Below are 26,318 nucleotides of genomic sequence, written 5' to 3' on the forward strand. Positions count from 1 at the left end.
ATTGAACTATCCCCTTTTCGATTTGATATTTAAATTTTATGAACTGTTCCTTAAAAAACAACTTGTTTATGTTACTCTGATGGATTCACATGCATACCATATACATGTGAAGTTAACATAACGTATCATTATACGTAGTAAACAAAGAGACTAGTACTTATTCATCAAGAATTAAGCATTTTTTGAAAGCCTTATACAGGAATATATCCATACCTATTTAATAAAATATTAAAAGAAATCATAAATAAATGGTTGCTGGGAAGGAATCAAGTTTTCAAATTGCTTTATGTCTTCTTCTGTTCCAGAAATGGTACCTATTTGATTTAATTCCCATGGACTTTTATAGCCGAAAAGAGCTGTAGACAAGGCATTAATATTTAGTTGTATACCTCTTTCTTTCAATGTTTCAGCTTCTTCTTTGCTTACCATAACTACTTCTTTATCTCGGAATATGATTGTCTGATTATTCCAAGGAGCAAATGAATCAGAAATATGTAAGATAACCTCTTCTTCATTATGTTCCCAAGCAAATGGATATTGCTTAATAAAACGCTCAACATCAACGATTCTAACCATAAAGTAAGGTTTTATTTCCGCTTTAATGCGCGGCTCTTGTAATGAAAATAGCAATGGTTCTTTTTCATGAACAATCATCTCAAGCTCTTGAATCATCGAATCATGCTGACAAATGAAATTCCACAAACCATTTCTAGCCTCACTATTTAATGATGCGAATTCTTCTACTTTCATCTTAGAACTCTCTATTTTATAAAGCATATAACCGGTAGGCTCATCAACTTGATTATAATAAACAGCTGCATGCAGATTACCATAAACAAAATCCAACCAGAAATCCTGATCACGAACTAACATACCAGAATATCTTTTGGCAAATTGCTCATATACGATTTCAATTTCTTTCAAATGTGATTCCCTATTAAAACGTTTTATTCTTCCTTGCACGTGCTCTTTCATTATTAAATCAGCTTTTGATAATGAACATACAAAGCGATTCGCAAACAATTCCCATCCGTACTTTCTGTAAAAAGAAACAGAAAATGGGTGCAGCATTGAAACGCTATAACCATCTCGTCTCATCGTCTCTATCACATGTTTTAGCAGTTTTTTAACGTACCCATTTCGTCTAAATTCTGGATATGTAGCTACACCTGCAATTCCACCCATTTTGAACTTTTCTTCTCCTAAAAATATTTCAAACGGAATAAGGTGTAATTTTGCCGCAATCTCTTTTTCTTCTAAAATCCCGAATATTTGATGATATTTTTTAAAAAGCTGCAGACGTTTTTCAATTTGATCTTCTGGTACTTTATATTGAAAAGCATATTCAGATAGTCGAATTGCCTCCAAGTATTGTTCTTCTAATAATTGAATTACTTCCATACTCACTTTCCCCCTACATCGTATTCATAACTACACATGCAAAATATAATATAACACAATAATCAGAAAGTATGAATTTTACAAATAAAAACCCGATAGATCTCATATCAATCTACCGGGTTTTTAACTTCAACTTCTCAATCTCTTCAAAAAAACTTGGATACGATACTTCAACCGCTTCCGCATCTTGGATCAATGTCTCTCCTTCAGCAATACATCCAGCTACTGCAAGCATCATTCCAATTCGATGATCACCATGACTATTTACGGTATTTCCCTTTAATGGTGTTTGCCCATAAATAATCATACCATCATCCGTGGCTTCAATACGTGCTCCTAATTTTGTTAGTTCTTCTACAACTGTATCAATTCGATTTGTTTCCTTCACCTTTAATTCATGTGCATCTTTGATAATAGTAATCCCATCTGCTTGTGTTGCTGCAAGAGCGATAATTGGAATTTCATCAATTAATCTTGGAATCATATCGCCGCCAATCTCAATCCCTTTTAACTGTGATGTTTCAATTATAAGATCAGCAACAGGTTCTGCAGCATCTGTATCACATTGTTCAATTGCTAACTTTGCTCCCATTTTTGTAAGAACGTCAATAATTCCCGTTCTTGTTGGGTTGATTCCAACATTTTTTAATGTAAGTTTGCTATTCGGAGTGATGGCACCACTTACTAGGAAAAACGCAGCCGAGGAAATGTCTCCTGGCACATGAATGTTCGTTCCTATAAGCTGTTGCCCACCTTCTATTGAAACTTTTGTTCTATCTCGTTTTACTTGTACACCAAATGCTTGAAGCATTCTTTCCGTATGATCTCGTGATATATGAGGTTCTGTAACACTTGTTACACCCTGCGCTCCTAGACCTGCTAATAAAATTGCAGATTTCACTTGAGCACTTGCAACAGGTGAAATATAATCAATTGCTTGAAGATTTCCTCCTCGTATCGTTAGCGGTGTGTACGTTCCGCCTTCTCTTCCATCAATTATTGCTCCCATTAGACTAAGCGGTTTTGTAACACGTTTCATTGGTCGTTTTCCGATTGAAGCATCACCTTGCAAGCAAAAATGAAGGTCTGTATTCGCTAGTATTCCAAGCAATAAACGAATCGTTGTACCAGAATTTCCAACATCAAGTACACGCTCTGCTTCTTGCAAACCTTCAATTCCTGTTCCAATTACTTCTACTTCATCTCCATTTTGCGTTATCGATACACCCATTTCACGAAAACAAGAGATAGTACTTAAACAGTCTGCCCCTGGTAAAAAGCCTTTAATCGTTGTTTTACCGTGGGCGATTGCGCCAAACATAATAGAACGATGTGAAATTGATTTATCACCTGGAATAACAATCGTTCCTTGCAAGCCTTCTATAGCTGTTTGTATAGTTTCCATATTTACTACGGCACCTTCTTTCATTTATATACTTTCATATGTTTGATACTCTTCATGCTGTAAAGATTGCGTTGCTTTCATACGGTCTTCTTCTGTTTGAAAGCTAATACGTAACACTCCGAGTAATCCTTCACGCGCTTCTAGTATTTGCAAGTTCGTAATACTAATCTCTTGTCTTGCAAGTATGCTTGTAATATGCGCTAACGCCCCTATTTTATCTAAAACATCAACGTATAGATCATGATAAGCAGGAATCGCACCACTTTTACGAACAGGCATGGAATCACGATATTCTTTTGCATTTGCAAAGTAAGTGTGTAGTACTTCGGCATCTCCTTCTGCGACTGTATGCTGCAATTGCTTCATTTCCATAATCCATTCCTCTAATAACTGTAATAAATGCGGACGGTTTTGTCTTACAATATCGCTCCACATTTTTGGACTACTAGAAGCAATACGGGTAATATCTTTAAAACCGCCAGCTGCCAACATATGAATTAATGGATTATCACCCGCATGTTTTTCTACTTGTTTGACTAATCCTGCAGCAATTAAATGAGGAAAATGACTCACAACACCTGTTACATAATCATGTTCTTCTGTATTTAACACAAGAAAATGTGAATGCGTTCCCTTTAACCAATCTTTTAATTGTTCGACTTTCTCCGTCTGAACAGTATTCATTGGCGTTAAAATGTAGTATGCATTTTCAAATAAATGTGCCTTTGCACTTTCTACACCCGTTTTATGAGATCCTGCCATCGGGTGTCCACCAATAAACGTAACACCGTTTGTCAGTAACATTTCTGCTTCCTTCATAATTGTTCCTTTTGTACTTCCAACATCCGTCACAATAACATCTTCACGTAATTGGAATGAAGCAAGTTTTCTAAGTAACTTAGTTGTTTCTTCGACAGGAGATGCAAAGATAATCAAATGCGCATCTTCACACATTGCCTTTAAGTCCACTCCTACCTCATCGATTACATTCAATCGTTTTGCACGTTCCGCTTGTTCACTTTGAATATCATAACCCGTAATGGTCACACTATGTTCTCGCTTAATTGCTAAGGCAAGTGAACCACCAATTAATCCTGTTCCAATCAATACAACTTTTTTACACATGCGCCTCATCTCGAGACCTGCTATTATTAAAGTGTTGTTTTAACACTGCAATCACTCCTTCATTTTGCTTACTCGTGCCAATTGTAATCCGAATACCATTTAGGAACGGACGAATGATATACCCAGCGTGTGCACAAAGTTCATAAACTGTTTGCGCATCTTCTAACGGTAGAAAAATAAAATTCGTTTGAGATGAATAAAACGAAATCTCATTTTTTTTGCAAAAGCTCTCATATTGCTCCAGGCCTTCTCGATTTGCCCGAATTGTCTTTTGTAAAAATGATTCATCATTCCATGCAAGTACTGCAGCTTTTTGTGCAAGTGATGACACATTAAACGGAAGACGAACGACATTCAATTTCTCAATTATTGTTTCATTTCCAATTGCATAACCAACTCGAAATGCTGCTAATCCGTATGCTTTGGAGAAAGTTCTTAATATAAGAAGGTTCTTATACTCTTTCAGCAATGAAATTGTATCTGGAAAATCATTCGCAGTGACATATTCATAATATGCTTCATCAATCACAACCAATGTTTCTTTATGAACCTTCTTCATAAATTCACGTAATTTTCGGTCATTTACATATGTTCCGGTTGGATTATTTGGGTTACAAATCCAAACAATCTTTGTTTTTTCATCCATGACTGACGCAATTTCGTCCAAATTGTAGACTCCATCTTGGAGCGGAACTTCTTTCACTTTACACCCCTCAATTATCGCATGATGACGATATTGCGGGAATGTTTCTCCAGCCGTAACAACGTTATCTCCTTGGCAAAGCAGCGTTCGGCTAATGATTTGAATGACTTCATCAAGCCCACTTCCACATAAAATTTCTTCCTTCTTAACATGTAGTTTTTCCGCAATCGTTTGACGGAGTTCAATCGCTCCTCCGTCCGGATATAAAGCATGTTCATTCCACTCTTCTTGTAATCCTTCTATTACAAGAGGTGAACAGCCAAATGGATTTTCATTTGAAGCTAATTTTACAAATGAATGAACACCATAATCTTCTTGCATTTGTTTTGCTGATTTACCCGGTTTATAGGGTTGCAGCGTTGCTAATTGTTCTTTTACTTTCATAAAAGTTCCTCCTTTTTAAAATTCTTTTGCGTACTTTTTATGCTGAGCAATATTTTGTTGAATAAGATCCATACGATCTTTCCCAAACTGTTCTACTAATGCAGTTGCCAGTTCCCACGCAACTACTGCTTCTGCTACTACACTTGCTGCTGGTACTGCACAGCTATCTGAACGTTCAATACTCGCTTGAAATGCTTCCTTCGTATCAATATCTACACTTGCAAGTGGTTTATATAATGTAGGAATTGGTTTCATTACACCTCTCACAACAATTGGCATTCCTGTCGTCATTCCACCTTCTAATCCACCAGCGTTATTCGTTTTTCTTGTGTAACCCGTTTCTTTATCCCATACGATTTCATCATGTACAGTACTTCCTGGTTTTCTTGCTGCATCAAAACCAATACCAATTTCAGCGCCTTTAAACGCATTAATACTCATGATGGCTGCAGCTAATTTTGCATCTAATTTCCGGTCATAATGAACGTAACTACCAACACCAATCGGCATTCCTTCAGCAATTACCTCAACAATGCCACCAATGGAATCTCCATTACTTTTCGCTGCATCAATTGCTTCCATCATCGCTTGCTCTGCTTCTTGATCTAAGCAGCGAACAGGTGAGTTTTCTGAAATAATCTGCATCTCTGCTAATGAGACGTGTGGAACTTGATTAACTTTCACACCACCAATTTCAAGCACATGCCCTGCGATAGTTACTCCCAATTCTGTTAAAATCTTTTTTGCAACAGCTCCTGCCGCTACTCTAACGGTTGTCTCTCTAGCAGAAGAACGCTCTAATACATTACGTATATCACGATGGCCATATTTAATTGCTCCATTTAAATCGGCATGCCCTGGGCGTGGTTTTGTAATCGCTCGTTTCATTTCTTTACTTTCTTGCTCAGAAATCGGTTCAGCTCCCATCACTTTTGTCCAATGCTTAAAATCATCATTTTTCACAACCAATGTAATTGGTGATCCAAGCGTATAACCATGACGCACACCGCTTACAATCTCAACAGTATCCGTTTCAATTTGCATACGTCTTCCGCGGCCGTGACCTTTTTGTCGTCTTAATAACTCTGTATTTATATCTTCTGCGGTTAAAGAAAGACCAGAAGGAACACCCTCCAAAATAACTGTCAACTGCGGACCATGTGATTCTCCAGCTGTTATATATCTCATTTTTGTTTCTCCTTTACGATTTTATCTCGCCCTAACGGTCAGAAAGACTTCCACTGATGAAAGTTTCACTTTATAAAAAAACCCCTACTGAATTAAATCAGTAGGGGCGATGATATCGCGGTACCACCCTAATTATAGACAAGTATGTCTATTTCTCTTTCTTGTTAACGATCATATTGACCGTCTTTCCCTTCATAAAGACATCGGCCTTTACTACGAAAAAGATGCTCCAGGGTTGTAATTCACGTTTATCTTTGTACTGATTTCCACCAACCATCAGCTCTCTGTTACAGGAAGATAAATGCTACTGTTTCCCTTTCAACACAATATCTATTTAATTATGATAACTTATTTTTAAATCCTTTTAACTCTTCCATGAATGCATGGAACTGTGGAATATCCATTTGCTGTGCAGAATCTGATAATGCAACCGCTGGGTCTGGATGCACTTCTGCCATAACTGCATCTGCACCGATTGCTAGTGCTGCTTTCGCAGTTGGAAGAAGTAAATCTTTTCGTCCTGTTGAATGTGTTACATCCACAACAACCGGTAAATGCGTTTCTTTCTTTAAAATCGGTACTGCTGAAATATCAAGTGTATTACGCGTTGCTCTTTCGTATGTGCGAATACCGCGCTCACATAAAATAATTTGATCATTTCCTTGTGCAATAATGTATTCTGCTGCATTTACAAACTCATCAATTGTCGCTGCTAAACCGCGTTTTAATAATACTGGTTTATTTACTTTTCCAACAGCTCTTAATAAATCAAAATTTTGCATATTGCGAGCGCCGACTTGAATGACATCAACGTAATCAAGTGCCATTTCTACATCATTTGGATTTAAAATCTCGCTAATAATTGCTAAATCAAATTCGTCTGCTACTTGACGTAAAATTTGCAAACCCTCTACTCCTAATCCCTGAAAATCGTAAGGGGATGTTCTCGGTTTGAACGCACCGCCGCGCATTAATTTTATACCTTGTTCTTTCATAGCCTGAGCAACTTGGCGAACTTGATCTAAACTTTCAACTGCGCAAGGCCCCATAATAAATGTTTGTACGCCACTGCCTAATAATTCACCCTTTACATCAACAATTGTATTTTCTTGTTTCTTTTTACGTGAAACTAATAATGCTTTACGATTATCATCTTCTTGTAATTCTAAGCTTGCTTTAAAAATTGTTTTGAAAATATGTTGCACCGTAGATGTTTCAAATGGCCCTTCGTTATGTTCAGCAATCATATCAAGTACTTCACGCTCACGAACAGGATCGAAGCGTTTCGTACCTTGCATTTTCTTTTGTTGACCAATTTCTTGAACAACCTTTGCACGCTCATTTAATAAGTGCAGAAGTTGTAAATTAATTTCATCCACCTGTTTACGTAATTGTTCTAATTCATGATTTCCCATTGAAAATTCCTCCTTTTATCTTTTGAAAATATATAATAAGGGATTGAAAATTCCCTATTTTCTGAACCTAATATTTGTAACAACGCAAGTTTGGTAACGATTCCTTGTATGAAATATACAAAAAACCCCTACTGATCCAATCAGTAGGGACGATTATTATCGCGGTACCACCCTAGTTGCAGACAAATGTGTCTACCTCTCATTTTTGTTAACGATCGTATTGACCGTCTTTCCCTTCATAAAGACATTTGTCCTTTACTACGAAAAAGATGCTCCAGGATTGTAATTCATGCTTGTTTGTGTACTGGTTCGCAGCAACCACCAGCTCTCTGTTACAGGGAAACAACCACTACTCTTTTTTCCTATCATCGCGCTTATTATTTTATTTTCATGTAGGTCCGCATATATGCAAAAAGTCCCTACTGATCCAATCAGTAGGGACGATTATTATCGCGGTACCACCCTAGTTGTAGACAAACGTGTCTACCTCTCTTCTTTGTTAACGATCGTATCGACCGTCTTTTCCTTCATAAAGACCATCTGCCTTTACTACGAAAAAGATGCTCCAGGACTGTAATTCACGTTTACCTTTGTACTGATTCCCACCAACCATCAGCTCTCTATAACAGGGAGATAAACACTACTCTGTTCCCTTCAATGCTTTATTTTTATTAAGTATTGATTTGTATTATAAAGTGTTATTTTTAACCATGTCAACACTTTTTTATTATTTTTAAATTTTTTCTCTCCCGCTGCATCGTATGTCTCACAATGATAAAGGCGAATCGTTTATATTTTGATTTATCATTCCAATACGCATCATCTCATTTTGAATACACTCAAACAGCATATTTTCGAGCTTTGTATCATCAAATAATTGCCGAAGATGAATCACTTCATTTTCAATACACCCTGCATCATTTATCTTTGTTAATAAAATGAAAAATAATTTTGCATATATACAAGGTTTTTGACGAATTAGCTCACTCTTTTCTAGCATCTGTTTGAACAAACATTTCAATTCCTGTTTTTCCTCATACAGTGAAGAGATAGAAAAATACGATAAAACAGCTTCAATCCCTTTTTCAGCAATAGCATCCATATATAATACAAATCGCAGAAATATGATATACTCTCTCTCTGATATCATACTCATTTTGGGGCGTTCTATTAAAAAGTTCGCAAGCCAATCTTCCCAAAATTTTTGTTGTTCTTTTATACTCAATGTTTTTACATAATAAGATACATTTTCTATAAACTTTATTTTCCTTACCTCTTCTTCCTGTATAAAAAGAGTGTACAACCAGTCTATTTTTTCATCCCAATATAAAATACACTTTAAAAAGACTAAACTTAGCCATTTCATAAATACCTCTTGTGTTTGTTTATTTAACAAATGTAAATTGCAAACCGCAAAAGAAATGTATTTCTTTGTTTGTATGAATAAAGGCAAATTAATTTGAGTATTTACAAAACCAGCCCACGCATATTTTGTTTCCTCTTCACTTTGCTGCAAATCTAAATATGGAATCATATATTTTCTACACCATTGCTTCTCGATATGATATAAAAATGTTAAATCAGCTGTTAACCTAGCAATCATTATATTTACGTAGTATGTTTTTTTTCGCATCTGCTCTTCAAATAAATACAAATACGCATGTATATTACGATCATATAAATGCTCATATGCAAGCAACTTTAATAAAACTGCTGTTATTTTCCCTACCGGATGCTGAACAGCCTCATTGTAGTAATCCGTTTGCTCTTTTCTTCTTCCTTGCTCTCCTTTCATTACATGAGGAAACACCGAAAAAGCAAGTTGTTTTACTGCCCGAATTGTTTCTTCTTGAAATTCTTCTAAACGATTGCTTTTTTCATACAGAAGACTACTAATAAGCCAATGATAAGTAGCATGTCGAACAAATTGATGTAACAATGGTAAAATCTCTTGTATTTGCTCATTTGTTAATTGTCGATAATTTCGCCACTCCCGCATTAATACAAACCACACTTCTTTACTCACTTCTTTATATCTAACTAATTGATATGCTAGAGAAATACTCCATTGCACATTTGTTTTGCATGCCTTAGAAAGCATCTCTAAAAAATGATGCTTCTCAAACAATCCTTCATGTGAATATTGAAGAACTTGCCTCAATATTTCTTCCTCTCTCATATGTAACAAACCATCAGCTGTTAAATTGCATGTAATCGGCTGCAACATACGCTCTTCTTGTAAATCTGGAAACTGACTCGACGAAAAATGAGGGAATTTCTGTTTCATAAAATCATATGTTTGTTTTGTAGACTCGTTAGCTGGAGCACACATGTAAAGCCAATCTATTAAGTTGCAAGCTCCAAAATAAGTTTTCGCTTCAAACTGTTTCACTATGTTACTTAGCACTTTTTGTTTTGTAGATTCAGATGCACCTTCATAATGATTCTTTAACAGTTGAAACACTTCATGCTTGCAAGAATCTTCCGTAAGCATTCCATGCTGTAATAACCATTCTATTTTTTCATTTTGCGATCGAAAAACAGTATGGTTCATACTATGAATTGCAATTCTCTTTTGCAGGATGCTTCCAAATTCAAGCATAAAAGTAATATAAAAATTTGCTTTTTCTTCATAATGGGCACAAACATATTCCATACAGTCTCTAACAATATTAATTAAAAACGAAAACTCACGCGGCTGGCTATCTTGCTCATGCGGTTCAATTGCACTTCGTAATTCACTAACTGTGTCATGAATTTGAAGTGACTGCTGTTTTAACGCTAATCTCTGTATTTTTTCTAATCCAGTCTGCAAAATTGGTATAGCAAAATAAGAAAGATGCGGCTTCATTTTCACTTCCCATATAGACTGCATCCTTGAAAAAGTTACAGCTGACAGATGATTCGTTTCTGCTAACTCTACAACATCCGGCATCTCCTGTTCCCATTGTCGAATTCGTTTTAATTTTAGTTTTCCATCTAACATAAAAGTTAGTAAAAGGATCATAATTTCTTTATGCTCTGGGTACACACACTTCTGAAGTAAGGAAGGTAGATTTTCAATAAAAAACTCATTTGTTTTCGCTTTTTCTAATAATAATAAAATCCATTTCGCAAATGAAACTGTATGTATCGGCTGCTCCATTTCTGCTAAATATGCACATATCGTATTCCATAACATAGCGGATATTTTCGTATTATTTTTATACATTAACTGAAATAATTCATTTTGATGACTTACTAAAAAATGATTTACAATCCACTGTGCAAGCAATTGATCTTTCTCAGAAGTCTCGGCTTCTTCCGAAAATAAATTTCGTAATTGTCCCTCTTTTTCCAACCATTCCACCCATTCGTAGTCTCTTGCAAACTCTACAAAATAACGGAGTGTTTCAATTTTTTTTACAGATTGTTTAATATAAGACAGCTGCTCCTGCTCTAAAGATGGTGGAGCCGTTACAATATCACGAATTCGTGTTCTTTTTGTAATATAATTATCCCCCATTAGCTCTGCCCATCGTTGTACTGCCTTCGCTAATGATTGATGATTTTGTGCCTTATTCGGATATACAATCGGCTTAATCCCTAAGTGCTCCCAATGATATGTATTTTCTCCCTCCGCAACGAATGCATACCGTCTCGTACTAGGTGGTAATCCAGTTGCTAAATACTTCATAACAGGATCATTATGGCTATAACCAATAAACAAAACCGTATAATTAGAAAATAGGTCTACTAAAAATCTCCTTGCCCATCCTTCTGTTAAGTAAGCCCTTCCAAAATCACCATCTGTCAAAATTAAATTTTCTTTTTCTTGTTCCACATTGCCATGAATATACGCCAATCCTTTAAAAGCTCTTCCAGTTGGAAGTGCCGGGGCATAATACATATTCACGTTACGCTCCGATTCTTCAAGCACAGTTGTAAAATGCTGATCAAAATTTGTAGTGACAATACGAACATTCTCATCAGCCGCGAATAACTGCAAAATAGAATGATGCAATGGATTTGGCTTTGAATACGCTACATGAACAAGATTCTTAGCAATCTGATGAACATCTTTCGTTTTCGCAATTTTTCCAAGATAATAATCGTGCGGTTCATTTTCCTCACGTCTTTCTACATATAGAGCGTTCGCAATATAATCGACTAAATCATCAAAATTCGGTAAGTTTGAATTGCCTTTCATAGATACTCCAGCTCCAACAAATACTACGAGTTTCCCTTGTTCGAGTTTATCAAATAGTTCATCTGGAATTTCTACCTCTGAAGTAATCCACATCTCGATCTCTCCTTACCTAAAAATGTTAATTTTCTCTTTTTAATATAACATTTTTTTCGTTTTTTTAACATTCAGATAAATAAAGGGTGATAAAAATTTTTACTTTTAAAAATCAGTTCTACCTTTGAGAATAATATTTCATTTTCCTTTCAGTTCATTCAAAAACCCTTCAACTTAAAGTTAAACAGCAGTTCAAATCACTAAATTCATTTAGACAAAATATATTTGAACAAAAGCCCAACTAATATTGATAACACTGGATATGCAATTACCCAAAAGAGAAATGATTCATTTGCATACATAAACATAAAGACTAATGAAAGCAAAAATATGATTAAGGGCATAACAAACAATTTTTTTAACCTTACATAAGCGATTGCACTTAAAATTACCGTAATAACTGGAAACAAAATGAGTACTAAAAACATCGGATTGATTAATAATTGAGTCATTATCTCACTCCTATTTAGGTATATAAACACCTTACAATTTGAACTTTAAAATTCCATGTATAAACTCCCTTTTTTCATTCAAACTAAATAGAAAAAGAGAGGTTCAGATGATGAATCATATTACTATTCTGCTTTTAAAATTTGTATCCTGCATGATTGCTTTTGCAATTGGCTTGGATTTTTTCTTTGATGCAACGATCGTTGACATCTTTTCCTTTAGTCTATTTATCACAATTGCCTCGTATATGTTAGGAGATCTAATCGTCTTACCACGTGCAGGAAATACTGCTGCAATCATGGTTGATTTTCTTTTCACTTATATGAGTGTATGGATTTTCGGCAGCGTACTTTTAGATAATTATATGCAAATTGCTTGGGGAAGTATTTTATCAGCAATTGTAGTTACAGTAGCAGAAGTCTTTATTCACCGTTATTTACTCAGCCGTATTTCTACTGGGCAAACAAGCGAAAGAAAAGGTGTTAATTTCCATCGATCGTTAGCTTATGGAACAGAGTTTGCTGAAGAACAGAATGTTACAGATGCAAAAAAACGGAAATAATACATTTCGCACAGCTATTTACGATAATATTCTATCAAAGATAACAAAAAAGTGATCTCTTGCAAGATCACTTTTTCGATTACAATAACGTCAGTAGTTATTAACCTTAAATTCAATTGAAAAAATCCTAAGAACCATTATTTTTACTGAAAGACACAGAAAGTGAAAGTTTTGAAATGTGGTTAAGCTAACTGTCCATTCCATTTGAACTTCCGATGATGTTATGTTAACTTGATGTGAATAAGATGTACATCGTCATTTCCTCGCCTCTCCCTTTATTCTGTATATCTGCATACCAAACACGTTTATATCATATATTGGTACAAGCAATCATACAGGCATTGCAGTACATTGTAATGAGAAAGGAGCATGTTTTGTGGAATCACGATCTTCGAAGAGAACTGATTATGGAAATATACCACACCCTATAAGAGATGATGGCGCTGGCGCGACCGATTTTGGTCCCCGGGACATCATGCGAGATATTGAAAACCCTGACATGTTAATTCCACCAGTCACCGACACCGGAACGATTCCTAATTTAAAGTTCTCTTTTTCCGACACCAATATGCAGTTAAATCATGGCGGTTGGTCACGGCAAATAACGGTTAGAGAACTACCAATCGCGACCACGCTTGCGGGAGTGAACATGCGGCTGACACCCGGTGGTGTGCGTGAGTTACATTGGCATAAGCAAGCTGAATGGGCCTACATGATTTTAGGGCGGGCACGAATTACCTCAGTCGACCAGGACGGGCGGAATTTTGTAGCCGATGTTAGCGCGGGGGATTTGTGGTACTTTCCATCCGGAATTCCACACTCGATTCAAGGACTGGAAGAAGGTTGCGAATTTCTGCTCGTGTTCGACGATGGCAACTTCTCCGACTTCGATACCTTCTCTATTACTGATTGGTTCGCCCACACACCAAAGGACGTGCTGGCTGCGAATTTCGATGTACCGGAAAGCGCCTTTGCTCATATCCCTACAAAACAGCGATACATTTTTCAATCAAAGGTGCCTGGCTCACTAGAAAGTCAGAAGGTTTCAGATCCTTACGGTACTGTGCCAAAAAACTTCACACATCGGCTGCTTGCACAAGATCCGATTGTAACTCCGGGCGGAACAGTACGTATAGTTGATTCCACCAACTTCCCCATCTCAACTACAATTGCGGCGGCGTTGGTGGAAATCAAGCCAGGCGGAATGAGAGAAATGCATTGGCATCCGAATAATGATGAGTGGCAATATTACCTCACCGGAACTGGGCGCATGACGGTATTTGCAGCGAATGGCACAGCCCGAACTTTTAATTACCGATCCGGCGATGTAGGATATGTACCGTTCGCTATGGGACATTATATCCAAAACACAGGCCATCAAAGCCTATGGTTTCTGGAGATGTTCAAGAGTAATCGCTTTGCTGACGTGTCATTGAACCAATGGATGGCGCTGACTCCAAAAGAGCTAGTAGAGGAACACTTACATGTAAGTCCAGAATTAATGAACGCGCTACGCAAGGAAAAATGGCCTGTCATCAAATAGATGATTGTGCTTTCTTTTGTTAACGATTCATTCAACTTCGGATAACACTAATATGTAAACATCCCCCTTCAAGAAGCGATTTGAAGGAACTATTAAAGATTTTGTGATAATTTGGTTTTATGTTAACAAAAAGTGCTTTCATGTACAGAAACTACCTTTTCAGTCTACAACTATTTTTTAATCGCCTAATATTCTTTTCTATAATCTAAAACATTTTTTAACGAAACACCTGTCCCATGGCTCAATAAAAAACCGAAATTTAGATTATTCCGGTTCATCTTTTTTATAGACGGTTAAACATTTTTCAAAACGGTACGACCTTTTATAAACAGTTAAACTTTATTTCAATCCAACAACTTAAATGGATGTAGTAATGAAAAGACGGAAAACCCATAAAAAATAGGTGTATCAACCAAATTGTTGATACACCTTAAAACTACATTGTTAAACAACATGTGTCGTCGTGTAATCATATTGTCTAATTCTTAATAATTACAGATTTAATATTACATATTATTCTCAAGATTTTTTATCAATTTGAGGGAATTCTTTACCGATCTATGATTTTAATGTTACCAACGTGCTCCACTCCACATAAGGGATTATCAAAGCAGCACTTTTCAATTTTTTTATTTCGACATTAAGGATTTTCTCCAATAACCTCTATCTTTATGATACAAAATAAGAGCAATCACTAAAATTCCGGATGCAATCCAAATAGATTTAATCCCTATATGAGTGGTGGAAAAAGTCCCTAACAGCACACCAAATATAAAAGAAAAAATGATAACAAGAAATTCTGTAAATCGTTTTTTCTCTTCCTGATCATGTTCTTTGAATGCTAAATATGCTGCCTGCGTTGCAATTCGAAGATTACCTGTTGTCATCGTTGAATTGTAGGCCCACTTGTCTAGTTTATTAAAAGTAGAGATCTGTAAAGATGATACAAACGAAATACATACTGTTACCACTATGTTAGGTATACTTTTTGGCAAGATACCTACAATGATTAAAACAATACATTCTAGTATAAGAATAGAGCGTCTATAACTATGCAATAAATGCCTTATATGAGGAATCTTTACTACTTCTGATATTAAAACCCCTAACATAAAAGCTAAAATAGGCGGGATATAAAGCAAAGCATTTTGCCATTCTCCGTTAGCTGCTCGTATAGCTAGTAATACTACATTCCCTGTCTGCGCATTGGCAAACACTCCATCCCTACTGATGAAAGTATACGCATCTAGAAAACCTCCAACTACAGCTAACAAAACACCCAAATAAACAGAGTTTGAAGATAATGAGGGGATTGTACTTAGTTTGTCTTTCATATTATTATCTCCTTGTACCTTATATTGAAAATATTTATTTATAGTTAATATTCTGTTTATACAAAAACAGCGTTCCTTTAAAATCCTTCACAGTAGAATAGCAATCCTTATCTTGATTTCGCTTCTCTTTTCTTTTTCCCATATTAGCTATAACAATGTATAACCATACCAAGTTTTTTTACTATAATCAACACAATTATTTAACATATTTTATTTGTTTCATCTCGTTCACATTTAAAGATGTTACCGTTATAACAGAGTATCAGCTTAACGGAAAATTATCTCCGGCATGACAGTTACTGATAACGTACAAAGCAGCACGAAAAGGATAGCTCTCTTTATCAAAAATAACCCCAAAAGTGTTCTTACAAAGAATCACTTTTGGGGTTACCATAAGTTATAGTCATCAATACTTATTAATTTAAATTTCAATTAGGAAAATTACGTCTATACCTATCTTAGTTAACGCTTCCTCCCTATACGCTACTTTAAGTTCCACTCAAACCATCTACCATGTCCATCTGTTTCCCCGATAGTTTGATTATATTCTATACCATTTAAGAAATAATCAAGATGAAGTTTTCGATCCCACATGTTGTTGTAAAGATGAAAAACATCTCGTTTACTTCCAATTTTTTTTATTTTTTCTATTAGTTCATACTTAGAACCTTCTGGTATTTGATTTGCAACGTGAGTATGGAAAATACAAATAGCAGTATCATTTGGAAGTTTTTCTGCAACTTCTGTAAGTAGTGCCACTCCATCTCCTTCTATAAGCTTGACTGGATTCTCGATAAAACATTTAGCTGCACTTTCAAAAAGTGCTAACCTTTCTTCATGTTCAGGCCAAATAAGCGACTTTAACCATAAATAGTCTTCTGAATCGTTTAAATCACTAATATGTAAGTCTAATCCTACCTTTGAAGCTACTGGGGGACTAGCTAAAAGAAATGGTGGCGTATGATTTCCTTTTATTTCAGATGTTATATGGACATTTGAATCTTTATCTCCATAAATCTCATTTGTTCCATATGAATAACTATACTTGTCCCATAACAATTGCAGACCAGCACTCGTTCCAATTTCTATTAATGATAAAGGTTTCTTTACAACGTTGTAAATATAACAAAAAATAGGATATAGATAAGCCGAGCGTCTCACTTCATTAGTCTGTACTAATTTACTTTTTAGGAGTGAAACAATTTCGTCTCTATATATTCGGCAAAAATCCTTGAAATGAATAAAAGAATCTTCTATTTCTCTTGGGTTCTTAGTCATACTTGGATAATACTCTTTTAAAACATGTTCTTTTCCTTTTAACAAAAGATAATGAACAGCCCCTAAAAATAAATTAGGCACTGGTTGTCCTTCTCGAGAATTTGCACTTAACTCTATCAATTCATCATCTTCTGAAATTTCAATAGATAAATACTCATAAAGTTCACTTGAACCCCTACATTCAACTTTAGCAAAGTTCTTAAATCGTTCAGATAGTTGAGATTTATTCAAATTAATTCCTCCTTACCAGTTAGAATTTTCTAAATTTTAAAAACACACTCATTATAACTGAAACTGAGGTTATGGTAAATCACCATTACCTCAGTTTTGTTATGGCAATATATAAAACCATAAAGAAAGAATAAAAAAATAAGGCTCTTTTCATCAAAATTGTTGCTAATGATATAAAAAGAGTATCCTCCTTAGAAAATACATTCTTTAATTTCAAATTGACAAGTTAATCCGCTTTGAGAAGTTATCGTTATAAAGTAAAACTTCCATCAGTAGGGTTTTACTACTCGTTAATACGGTATAAAAAAGAAAACTCACCTGAAATATTGACGAGTTTTCTCTGTTATTTTCTAGATCCTTATTAAACTAAAGCCCCGTTACTTTAAATAGATTTCTTCACAAACTTATTATTAATTATATGGCGACTTACACTACTAAGCTCAAAATATTTTATTCACCTAAGAGGCATGCATTTAGTTCTTCATTTATTGGGATTTATTGTTATGTTCCACATTTATGATTACATTTCCCTTCTTGTGCCCTTTCTCTACATATCTATGAGCTTCAACTATCTCTTCAAACTCATAGTACCTATCAATAACCACTTTTAACTTCCCCATCTCAACAAGTTCTTTAAGAAAGTGCAGTGCTTCTGCAGTTTCAGGTGGATTTCGACTCAATAAAAATTTCTTGCTGCTTGTCAATTTAGTCCATAGCATTTGAAGGCTTGGTAGCGGTTCAGTGACATTTATATATGTACCATCCTTCTTTAACACTTTCATACAAGCTGAAAAGGAACTCTTGTTTACCGCTTCAAAGATAACATCATATTTCTCATCTGTCCTTAAAAAATCTTCTGTTGTATAATCAATTACCTGATTGGCTCCCAGAGATTTTACCAATTCCAAATTTATGGTACTACATACCCCTGTAACGTTTGCTCCGAAATACTTGGCAAGCTGAACTGCATAACTTCCTACACTTCCTGAAGCACCATAAACTAGAACCCTTTGACAGCTTTGAATATTAGCTTTCCTAAGAAAATACAATGCTGTGCGTGCTCCAATTGGAATGGCAGCGGCTTCTGCAAAAGTTATGTTGGAAGGTTTAATAGATACAGGACCATCTTCCGGCAAACACTTATACTCGGCATAAGCACCAAAGCCCGCCAGAGATGCTGCAAAAACCTGGTCACCTTCCTTAAACGTTTTGACATCTTTTCCAACTGACTCAACTTCTCCAGCTAACTCCATCCCTAATATCTCTTTTTTAGGTTGTCTAAAACCAAGTGCTATTCGGGCAGGCAGCCAAAAAGCGGGAGGAACTGTAAAACTCCGTGACCGAATATCTGCTACTGTTACGGTTGTCGCTTTTACTTTTACCAAAATTTCATTTTCTTTAGGAATAGGTTTTTCTACCTCTTTCAGTTGAAGAACGTCAGGGGGACCGTAATTTGTGTACACAATTGCTTTCATTTATCCACCTCTAATCCGTTATATTCATTAATATGATACGCATCTTACGGATAAATAGACCAATGGTTCACTCTCCAAAAACCGTTCTTAAACTTTCCTGCCCTATCAGTTTAATAGACATTATTCTTTTCTATTAATTTCAATATAAATTCCCTGACAATTATTAGGAAAGGCCGTTTTTTTTCGCTACTTGCGGGCAGTAAGACTCCCACCACAAGATTCAAAGAGAAACGAGGAAGATAGGCGAAAGAGAACTGCTGGGAACAATGTAATTTTAATCGCATTAAATAACTTTAATTGTTCAGATTTCGATAATTCTAAGAAACCTTGGTATACGTTTTGCCACATACTTACCGCCTCCTAGATCGCAATTATAGCAAGATCCTAGCGGTATTGGTAAAAAACAACAATTATTCATGTACACAAATAATAAAGTTGTTAAAAAATAATAAAGTCCTTTTAAAAATAAAATAGTTATTTAAAAAGATGGTCTGAATTGGAATTTCACACCATCTTTTTATTTGTATGCTATATAATAAAAGATAGAATATTTCGATATTTAGTTCATAAAGAAAAGGTGCGTATGCAGGAGGAGTTAATCAAATGTTAGGATTACCCCGTGGTGAAGTTTTTTTAGTTCCTTGGACTAAGGAATGGGAAGTCAAATTTTTAAAAGAGAAACAATTAATTGAAAAACAAATTGGAGAATACATTTTGGCAATACACCATATTGGAAGTACTGCTATTCCACACTTGAGTGCAAAACCGATTATTGATATTGCGATTGAATTAAAGAATTTTGAAAATGGTGTGAAATGTATTGCTAAGTTAGAACAGTTAAATTATAGATATAGAAAAGATGTATTACCTGAAAGGTATTATTTTAATAAGGGAGAACCGAGAACACATCAAATTCATATGCATGAAAAGGGTAATAAATATTTAATTGAACAATTGTGTTTTAGAGATTACTTAAAAAATAATAAAACTGCTCGAATTGAGTATGAACAATTAAAGATTCAACTTTCACAAGCTAATCCCAATAATAAACATAAATATGCAGATGATAAAACAAACTTTGTTAAATCTATATTAGCTAAAATAAATAATTAAAAAAGGAGGCTATGTGTAACTACTCGCCTTCCAAAATTAAATAATTTTATTGTTCACGAAATATCGTTTTATGAAAGTAGTAAAGCAATTTTTAAACAACTTTAATAATCACCTACCAAATTTATGGGTAGGCGATTATTGTATTTCTAAGAATAAAATTTGACAACTTTATTCTCTCTACACAATACGAAAACAGCCCGAAATAAAAAGTACACCACTTTAAATAAGTGATGTACTCATACAAATAAGCTACTTTAATCTACAATAAAGATTACTTAAAAAATCTCCTTGATTTTATAAGTTATTTATCCTTTTTTATAATATTCTTCCATAATGTGCGGCGGAACCATTCCTCCACCTGTTCCCCACATGATATGCGTTGCTTGCTTCATTTTTTCTTGCAAGTGATTTTCTTGTATATATTGCTGTTGTTTGAACAATTGAACCGGTCCGTATACGCTTGCCAATGCTGACGGCTCCAACTTGATTCCTTCTGTATCGACAAAAGCTTTTAATAGTCTATATAATTCTTGATCGCTAACTGTGTAACATCCACTTAATAAAGGTTCAATTACTTTTCCTACAAATCCCGATGCTCTTCCTACCGCAAGACCATCAGCTTCTGTAACATTATCAATACCAAAGTCTTGGACGGAAATTTCATCGTGAAGACCTGTCAGTAAACCAATTAACATACATGGAGAATGAGTTGGTTCCGCAAAGAAGCAATGTACATGATCACCAAACAATAATTTTAAACCAAATGCTACGCCGCCAGGACCTCCGCCGACACCACATGGCAAATAAACAAATAATGGATGGTCAGCATCAACAACAATATTTTGATCCTGCAGTTGTTTTTGTAAGCGAGAAGCAGCTACAGCATATCCTAGAAACAGATTTTTTGAATTCTCATCATCAACGAAATAACACATTGGATCCGCTTCTGCTTGTCTTCTTCCTTCTTCTACTGCTTTACTATAATCCGCTGCATATTCAATAACTGTAACATTTTTGCTTCGAAGTAAATCTTTTTTCCACTGTTTTGCATCAGCCGACATATGAACCGTTACATTAAATCCTAATTTCGCGCTCATAATGCCAATACTAAGCCCTAAATTCCCCGTTGAACCTACTGCAATTGAATATTGCGAGAAGAACGTGCGGAATTGATCACTATCTAAAATGGAATAATCATCTTGTTCATTTAATAAATGATGTTCTAAAGCTAAATCTTCTGCATGTTTAAGAACTTCATAAATGCCGCCTCTTGCTTTAATAGATCCTGATATCGGAAGCTGACTATCACATTTTAGTAACAATTCACCTACGATATGCTGCTCATACTCTTCTTCTAAATGTTGTTTCATAGAAGGAGTTGCTACTAAAGGAGATTCAATGATCCCATTCGTATCTTTTGTCTCAGGGAAAGCTTTCGCAATATACGGTGCAAATCGTTTTAACCTTTCCTCTGCATCCTTTACATCATCTGTAGTAAGAGGAGCTTTTTTAATTCCGGTTTCAAACTCTTCTTTATTAGGGTTAACCCAAAATACTTCCTCCGTCAAAACGAGTTGATTTAGTAAAGGGTGCTTTTCTTTTAAGATTTGTATAGCTGTGCTATCATACTTCTTCATTTGTGAATTCTCCCTTCTTTATCCTTATTTAATTAATGTTAGTTGTTAGCATTTTAAAATTTAATTTTATTTATTATAATTAAACTAAATTTAACACATAAATAAAATAAATTAAATATATATTAATAAATTTTAATTAAATTTAATAAAAAAACCTTTAATAATTCATATACAAGGAGAATCAACATGAATGATATAAATGTCGGACAAAAAATAGCAGAATACCGAAAAGCACAAGGCTTGAGTAGTCGAGAACTGGCAACACTCGTCAATGTCACACCTTCTATGTTAAGTCAAATCGAAAAAGGATCTGCAAATCCATCCCTGCAAACCCTAAAATTAATATCTAATGCATTAAATATTCCTATGTTTAATTTCTTTTTGGAAGCTACCAGTGCTCAAAGCTTAGTTGTAAGAGCCAATCAAAGAAAAAAAATTAGCTTTTCTGAAAGTGAACATTTGTCATATGAATTACTATCTCCCGATTTAACTGGAGCCCTCGAGCTTGCACTTATGACATTATCGCCACAATCTTCTTCTTCCGAAAAACCAGTGGAGCATAAAGGTGAAGAAATTGCATTTGTTTTAGAGGGAACTGTTACTCTATATTTAAATCAAGAAACGCTAACTTTACACACAGGTGATAGTGTAAAAATCCCATCTTATATGAAGCATAAATGGGAAAATCCATATAAAGAGAAAGCAGTAGTAATTTTTGCAATTACGCCTCCTACTTTTTAACTCAGCATGACATTAACTAATTTCGTCGAGAAGAACTGTGTAAGGACTTAATGAAAAACTAAATTTACTCATAAATAAGCCATCATTTCTAGGGATTTATGTAGCTTTGAAAAAAGGTTGATCAAAAATACCTCGCAATCCCAAATTTTATGATAAATAAAAAGAATCCATTTTGAAAAAAGGTTGATCAAGATGGATTCTTCTAAGCAGATTTAAGTTTGGTTTTTATAAAAAAGTTTGATTATTTCTACCTAAGTTGTTCAACAACCACGCCCGATTGTTGAAGATCGTCACTTAAATCTTATTCAAGATAAGCACTCAGTTCGTGCAATAAGATTTTTGTCCAGCCACCTTTTTTTGTCACTGCTTCAGCAGGAGTAAATGCTTCGTATTGGTTATAGTTTATCACTATTTGGGTTATAAACCAGTCCTTTTACCTGTATCTGGATTCTCCCCTAAAGTAATGACCTTTTCTCCTTTTCCATAGTTTCGGATCAAGTCGAAATCTCTAAAGATCGCGTACGTTCCAAACTATCTCGCCGCGCTCGTCCCACGTGCTGTGATGCCGCTCAAATCCTATCTTTTCTAGCACTCGGAAGGACGCAATATTCCAAGCGCCTACAGTCGACCAAAGCCTATTGCGCCCGGTAGCAATCGCAGCGTCCAGGACCACGGATGCTGCCTCAGTCGCATAGCCTTTACGGTGAACGCTGCGGAACAACTCATATGCGATCTCAGGCTCTTCAAGTGTGGAACGACCGATAATCAAGCCACAGTATCCGATGAAATCACCTTCGTCTCGGCGGCGAATAGTGAGAAGGGAAATGCCATTTTCGACTGCTCTCTTGCGCATCTCGATAATCCGGCTACGGGCGGCGTCAAGAGTCGGCATGTCCACACCACGTTCACCAATTAGTTTTCTCAACCAGGCTGCATCGGATTCCTCCCACATACTCAGGTCAAGTCGTTCGGTTTTCAGCTGGAACGCCATAGGTTTAAAAAAAGCCGTCATAGTGGAAACCTCCTAGTTATTATTTTTCTAATTTAACTTTAAATCTTGTACATTTGCTATATTCGCAAACCAGGCTAACACTTTATTGTGGTGCTGAATGATATCTTCTGCACGTAATTGCTCTGAATCAAACGTACTATGTGCACCATGAATGAGTGTTACTTTATACCCTTCACTAAAGGCACGGCGAACGGTTGTATCTACGCAATATTCGGTTTGCAATCCACAAATATAAAGATGTTCAATTCCTTTTTCTTGCAAAACTTCCCGAAGGTTCGTTTCATGAAAAGAATCAGGTGTTTCTTTTTCCACTACAACCTCATTTGACATCGGAGTAATTTTAGAATGAATGTGCCAACCTGCTGTTCCTTTTTCTAATGGATGATCCTTAGATCCATTATGTTGCACATAAATAACAGGAATTTCATGCGAACGACATTTCTGAATTACCTCCTGCAAATTTTGTAATAATCTAGAGCCATTATGTACAGGGATACCTACTGTATACATTCCTTCTTGCACATCAATTACTACAAGTGCTTGTTTCATCAGCAAATTCTCCCTTCTTTTTTATACTCCATCATCCAACAATCTTCCAATACTCCTTCATGTAATTCATGCTCTTTCAATACTTTCACTTTTTGAAAACCACACTTTTCATAACAACGAATTGCTCGTTCATTACTTACTCTTGGATCCATCGCAATTACTACTGCACCTAATTCGTTACTGATATATGTAATTGCAGCCTGCACAAGCTCTGTACCAATTCCTCGGTTCCAGTATGCTGTTTCTCCAATAAATTGGTCCATTCCCCATACATTCTCTTTCTTACCATATCCATATAACGCTTTCCACTCTGCATCTAAAGGATACATTTGTACATAGCCAATAGCTCGGTCTTTATATTCCACAATACACTTTTTCTCTTTATCTTCAGAACTACTTATATAACGCTCTCGAACTTGTTCTACTGATTGTGGTTTGTCTCGCCCTTCATAAAAACGTAAAACTTCAGGATTTGATAACCAGTTTGATAATGTTTGAATATCATCCTCCGTTATGTATCGAGTAGATAGCTCTCCTTGTTGAAATAACATATGATTACTCCTCCCTTGCAACATTACTGTATTCGACTTTTAATGAAACAACCCTTCTTTATGAAAGAAAGGGCTGTTAAGAACTTTATTTTCCACTACGTTCAAATAAAAGGTTAAAACAGGTACATATCGAATCCTTTATAAAAAGTATTTTTTAGGAAGGTGTTTATAATGGGAATTGAAAAGGAGTATTTACGCTGTGTATTAAAAACATTTCATTCTATGAAAAAGTTAGGCGAAGATGCTATGGATCAATTAAGTTACGAAGAACTCCATATATATCCGAATGAAGAATCTAATAGTATCGCCGTTATCATCAAACACATGTGGGGAAACATGCTTTCTAGATGGACTGATTTTTTAACAACAGATGGGGAAAAATCAACTAGAAACCGTGATGATGAATTTACTGGGGAATTCCCCTCCAAAACAGCCTTATATGAGGCATGGAATCAGGGATGGGAAGTTTTATTTACAACATTGACTAGTTTGCAAGAAAAAGATTTAGAAAAGACAATTTATATACGCGGAGAGGCTCATTCTGTAATTGAAGCCATTGAAAGGCAAATATCACATTATTCCTATCATATTGGCCAAATTGTATATGTAGGAAAGTTACATAAAAGTGAGAAATGGAAATGCCTTTCTGTTCCTAGAGGAAAATCGATTGAATATACCGAGAAACTCATGAGCAAACATAAAAATCTAGAGAATAAATGAAAATCATACTTTTGGGACAATCAAAGGTAAAAATGGTGATAAAATATTGTCCGTTTTTATGATAGGCTCTGTTAAAGTATAGTGTTAATATTTAATACATTCCCGAATCCTTATTATAATTGTTATAAGAACAAACATTCGCGGAGGAAGCAAGAATGAGCAAAGCATTTAGTAATCTACTAAAGCACATTGATAAATTAACACATACCCAAAAAGAGCAAGTATATCAGTGGAGGATTTAACTACAATGGTTGACAATAATACAATAATGGAATCTGGTAAATGTATTGAATGTGGAGCAAATGAAATAGATGGACTTTCCTGTTACGAGATGTTTCAATTCCCACTGGTTTGGGAGCATAACGACCCTAAATTATATGATTTACACTTTTGGCTTGTTTCTTGTTATATGATTCAACACCCATCTAACTATACTAAAGATGGATATAATCATTTGATAAACTTATTCACTGAAGCTTATGATAATAATTGGGATACTGGTTATATTCTTAGAAAAAATAGGGAACTCGTTTCAAAAGTAGGTAAAATAACCAATCCACTGCCAAACCACAAAAGAAAACGTATATATAGAAGATGGTCAATGACAATTGAAGATTTATATAGTGGTGGAGAGAAAAATGCAATAAACAACATCAATAAATGGAAAGAAACAATTCGAAAGGATTTTAAAAAATAATGTAATACGTATATTCAACTAACGGAGTACGTTAGTTGAACAATGACTGTAAAATTTAGACAGTCATTGTTCATATTCACTTATCAACATTTTAGTTTAACAGAGCCTTATGATAAGAAATAAAAGGGGCTGCATCTGCTCCTTTTGTTTCTATATCTAGAAACCACTTTTCGATCTAAGTTATTTAAAGGAGGGTGATTATGAAGCCATTCAGCATATGGTCAATAGGATTTATTGTTTTAGGGCTACTTTTATTCGGATTAAATTGGATTATAGAGGGATATTTTGAACCTATTGTCCTTATTGGGGTTATTTGTTTATTAATTGGAATTATATTAAGTTTTATCGCCATTGCTAAAAAGGAAGCAGGTAAATTAAAGTTTGTTTCATTAATGTCTTTTTTTATTGTTCTGTTTTTAATCAATTGGTTTGAGCCTTTCCAAGTTATTCGTATTATAACTTGGCTTAAAAATATAAGCTAACTTAATGGTTATAATAATTAACAATGTTATTTAATAGAGC

23 protein-coding genes and 3 other annotated features are annotated in these 26,318 nt (G+C 35.1%); of the genes, 7 read left to right on the forward strand and 16 right to left on the reverse strand.

Annotation, left to right across the window (positions count from 1 at the left end; all coding sequences use genetic code 11):
* Positions 1-228 precede the first annotated feature (228 nt).
* The 8 genes from WAX78_RS03120 to WAX78_RS03155 form a co-directional block, all read right to left on the reverse strand.
* Positions 229-1,401, reverse strand: a complete 1,173-nt coding sequence (locus tag WAX78_RS03120; RefSeq protein ID WP_336480824.1) for a GNAT family N-acetyltransferase — start codon at positions 1,399-1,401, stop codon at positions 229-231.
* Positions 1,402-1,513: 112 nt separating this feature from the next.
* The gene (gene aroA, locus WAX78_RS03125) at positions 1,514-2,830 is read right to left on the reverse strand and encodes a 3-phosphoshikimate 1-carboxyvinyltransferase (RefSeq protein WP_413789151.1); all 1,317 of its coding nucleotides are present in this window, start codon (positions 2,828-2,830) and stop codon (positions 1,514-1,516) included.
* Positions 2,831-3,931, reverse strand: a complete 1,101-nt coding sequence (locus WAX78_RS03130; protein ID WP_336481350.1) for a prephenate dehydrogenase — start codon at positions 3,929-3,931, stop codon at positions 2,831-2,833.
* Positions 3,924-5,018 carry a histidinol-phosphate transaminase gene (gene hisC, locus WAX78_RS03135; protein WP_336480826.1) on the reverse strand — a complete coding sequence of 365 codons (1,095 nt, stop codon included), beginning with the start codon at positions 5,016-5,018 and terminating at the stop codon, positions 3,924-3,926. The genes WAX78_RS03130 and hisC overlap by 8 nt, the downstream gene beginning before the upstream one ends.
* A gap of 15 nt (positions 5,019-5,033) precedes the next feature.
* On the reverse strand, positions 5,034-6,206 hold the full coding sequence (gene aroC, locus WAX78_RS03140) for a chorismate synthase (protein ID WP_336480827.1): 1,173 nt from the start codon (positions 6,204-6,206) through the stop codon (positions 5,034-5,036).
* 99 nt (positions 6,207-6,305) lie between these two features.
* Positions 6,306-6,537, reverse strand: a binding site (T-box leader).
* A gap of 7 nt (positions 6,538-6,544) precedes the next feature.
* Positions 6,545-7,621 (reverse strand): bifunctional 3-deoxy-7-phosphoheptulonate synthase/chorismate mutase, encoded by a 1,077-nt coding sequence (locus WAX78_RS03145; RefSeq protein WP_336480828.1) that lies wholly within the window; start codon positions 7,619-7,621, stop codon positions 6,545-6,547.
* Between the two features lie 142 nt (positions 7,622-7,763).
* Positions 7,764-7,999: a binding site (T-box leader), on the reverse strand.
* A 55-nt stretch (positions 8,000-8,054) separates the two neighbouring features.
* Positions 8,055-8,288, reverse strand: a binding site (T-box leader).
* A gap of 99 nt (positions 8,289-8,387) precedes the next feature.
* Positions 8,388-11,903 carry a DUF4020 domain-containing protein gene (locus WAX78_RS03150; protein ID WP_336480829.1) on the reverse strand — a complete coding sequence of 1,172 codons (3,516 nt, stop codon included), beginning with the start codon at positions 11,901-11,903 and terminating at the stop codon, positions 8,388-8,390.
* 206 nt (positions 11,904-12,109) lie between these two features.
* Positions 12,110-12,355: a DUF2651 family protein gene (locus WAX78_RS03155; protein WP_336480830.1), complete on the reverse strand. Its 246-nt coding sequence runs from the start codon at positions 12,353-12,355 to the stop codon at positions 12,110-12,112.
* Between the two features lie 110 nt (positions 12,356-12,465).
* On the opposite strand from WAX78_RS03155, the gene WAX78_RS03160 reads away from it, so the two are divergent.
* Together WAX78_RS03160 and WAX78_RS03165 are read left to right on the forward strand one after the other, a co-directional pair.
* A complete protein-coding gene (locus tag WAX78_RS03160; RefSeq protein ID WP_336480831.1) occupies positions 12,466-12,915 on the forward strand; it encodes a YndM family protein in 450 nt (149 codons plus the stop codon).
* A 376-nt stretch (positions 12,916-13,291) separates the two neighbouring features.
* A complete protein-coding gene (locus WAX78_RS03165) occupies positions 13,292-14,458 on the forward strand; it encodes an oxalate decarboxylase family bicupin (protein WP_336480832.1) in 1,167 nt (388 codons plus the stop codon).
* Positions 14,459-15,087: 629 nt separating this feature from the next.
* Here WAX78_RS03165 and WAX78_RS03170 read toward each other — a convergent pair.
* The 4 genes from WAX78_RS03170 to WAX78_RS03185 form a co-directional block, all read right to left on the reverse strand.
* Positions 15,088-15,792, reverse strand: coding sequence for a YoaK family protein (locus tag WAX78_RS03170; RefSeq protein ID WP_336480833.1), 705 nt, complete (start codon positions 15,790-15,792; stop codon positions 15,088-15,090).
* A 483-nt stretch (positions 15,793-16,275) separates the two neighbouring features.
* A complete protein-coding gene (locus WAX78_RS03175) occupies positions 16,276-17,301 on the reverse strand; it encodes a DUF2332 domain-containing protein (RefSeq protein ID WP_336480834.1) in 1,026 nt (341 codons plus the stop codon).
* Between the two features lie 485 nt (positions 17,302-17,786).
* The gene (locus WAX78_RS03180; RefSeq protein WP_336480835.1) at positions 17,787-18,776 is read right to left on the reverse strand and encodes an NAD(P)-dependent alcohol dehydrogenase; all 990 of its coding nucleotides are present in this window, start codon (positions 18,774-18,776) and stop codon (positions 17,787-17,789) included.
* Between the two features lie 186 nt (positions 18,777-18,962).
* Positions 18,963-19,124, reverse strand: a complete 162-nt coding sequence (locus tag WAX78_RS03185; protein WP_336480836.1) for a hypothetical protein — start codon at positions 19,122-19,124, stop codon at positions 18,963-18,965.
* A 255-nt stretch (positions 19,125-19,379) separates the two neighbouring features.
* Between WAX78_RS03185 and WAX78_RS03190 the strand changes: the two genes are divergently transcribed.
* Positions 19,380-19,889, forward strand: coding sequence for a GrpB family protein (locus tag WAX78_RS03190; protein ID WP_336480837.1), 510 nt, complete (start codon positions 19,380-19,382; stop codon positions 19,887-19,889).
* A gap of 305 nt (positions 19,890-20,194) precedes the next feature.
* Here the strand turns inward: WAX78_RS03190 and WAX78_RS03195 are convergent, their stop codons facing one another.
* Positions 20,195-21,526 carry a D-serine ammonia-lyase gene (locus tag WAX78_RS03195; RefSeq protein WP_336480838.1) on the reverse strand — a complete coding sequence of 444 codons (1,332 nt, stop codon included), beginning with the start codon at positions 21,524-21,526 and terminating at the stop codon, positions 20,195-20,197.
* 186 nt (positions 21,527-21,712) lie between these two features.
* Here WAX78_RS03195 and WAX78_RS03200 point away from each other — a divergent pair, with 186 nt between their 5' ends.
* Positions 21,713-22,267, forward strand: a complete 555-nt coding sequence (locus WAX78_RS03200; RefSeq protein WP_336480839.1) for a helix-turn-helix domain-containing protein — start codon at positions 21,713-21,715, stop codon at positions 22,265-22,267.
* A gap of 508 nt (positions 22,268-22,775) precedes the next feature.
* Here the strand turns inward: WAX78_RS03200 and WAX78_RS03205 are convergent.
* Genes WAX78_RS03205 through WAX78_RS03215 form a run of 3 tightly spaced genes read right to left on the reverse strand, consistent with a single transcriptional unit; the run spans position 22,776 to position 24,379 of the window.
* The gene (locus tag WAX78_RS03205) at positions 22,776-23,279 is read right to left on the reverse strand and encodes a GNAT family N-acetyltransferase (RefSeq protein ID WP_336480840.1); all 504 of its coding nucleotides are present in this window, start codon (positions 23,277-23,279) and stop codon (positions 22,776-22,778) included.
* Between the two features lie 27 nt (positions 23,280-23,306).
* Positions 23,307-23,828, reverse strand: a complete 522-nt coding sequence (locus WAX78_RS03210; protein ID WP_336480841.1) for a cysteine hydrolase family protein — start codon at positions 23,826-23,828, stop codon at positions 23,307-23,309.
* Positions 23,828-24,379, reverse strand: a complete 552-nt coding sequence (locus WAX78_RS03215) for a GNAT family N-acetyltransferase (protein ID WP_336480842.1) — start codon at positions 24,377-24,379, stop codon at positions 23,828-23,830. The genes WAX78_RS03210 and WAX78_RS03215 overlap by 1 nt, the downstream gene beginning before the upstream one ends.
* Before the next feature lie 171 nt (positions 24,380-24,550).
* On the opposite strand from WAX78_RS03215, the gene WAX78_RS03220 reads away from it, so the two are divergent.
* From WAX78_RS03220 to WAX78_RS03230, 3 genes are all read left to right on the forward strand, one after another.
* On the forward strand, positions 24,551-25,099 hold the full coding sequence (locus WAX78_RS03220) for a DUF1572 family protein (RefSeq protein ID WP_336480843.1): 549 nt from the start codon (positions 24,551-24,553) through the stop codon (positions 25,097-25,099).
* A 247-nt stretch (positions 25,100-25,346) separates the two neighbouring features.
* Positions 25,347-25,796, forward strand: a complete 450-nt coding sequence (locus WAX78_RS03225) for a DUF5946 family protein (RefSeq protein ID WP_336480844.1) — start codon at positions 25,347-25,349, stop codon at positions 25,794-25,796.
* A 200-nt stretch (positions 25,797-25,996) separates the two neighbouring features.
* Complete coding sequence (locus WAX78_RS03230) at positions 25,997-26,278, forward strand: hypothetical protein (RefSeq protein WP_336480845.1); 282 nt, start codon at positions 25,997-25,999, stop codon at positions 26,276-26,278.
* Positions 26,279-26,318 lie beyond the last annotated feature (40 nt).

The organism is Bacillus yunxiaonensis (assembly GCF_037104695.1).
GTDB classification, from domain to species: domain Bacteria; phylum Bacillota; class Bacilli; order Bacillales; family Bacillaceae_G; genus Bacillus_A; species Bacillus_A yunxiaonensis.